This is a genomic window from Streptomyces actuosus (genome assembly GCF_016921115.1).
Taxonomy (GTDB): domain Bacteria; phylum Actinomycetota; class Actinomycetes; order Streptomycetales; family Streptomycetaceae; genus Streptomyces; species Streptomyces actuosus_A.
Map to the genome: position 1 here is coordinate 1 of NZ_JAFFZS010000158.1, position 515 is coordinate 515.

Annotated in this window: 1 protein-coding gene; it reads left to right on the top strand. The window is 46.0% G+C overall.

Features of this window, described 5'->3' with window-relative positions:
• Window positions 1–467, top strand: a 467-nt coding sequence (locus tag JS756_RS36005; protein WP_205387461.1) for a retropepsin-like aspartic protease, incomplete at its 5' end; no start/stop codon positions are given.
• Between the last annotated feature and the right edge of the window lie 48 nt (window positions 468–515).

Genomic DNA, 515 nt, shown 5'->3' on the forward strand with positions numbered 1-515 from the left:
GGTCTTCTCCAAGCCTTCATAAAACCTTTTTCCAACAGCTTCCCAATATTTCAGAAACTGTTGTTCCTAGGCCTCCGACCCCACCTGCCGCTGGGAAAGTTTCTGCCCAGAGAGTCATTGAAGACAAGCGCAGGTCCAAGCCGGTAAAGACCAGCCAAGTCATTTATGCTATGGACATCTTGAGAACTAAGACATCTATCAACAACCAAACCCTCCCCACCCTTATCAATACCGGATCAATGATCAATGTTATGCAGGAGGATATTGCTAGAGAGCTCGGGCTCGACCTCATGTACGGTCCTAACTTAACAATGGTCATCCAAAGCAGGGAGGCAGTTCCATGTACTGTGTGTGCAGAGGATGTTCCAGTTAGCATTGGGGACATTACAACTCATACACCTATTTTCATAGTACAGGGAGGTGATCAAGACTTCATCCTTAGTCATCCATTTACTCACCTTATCTAAATGGCAACTGCAGAGCAAGATGATGGCAGCTGCTTGTATACTGCATAC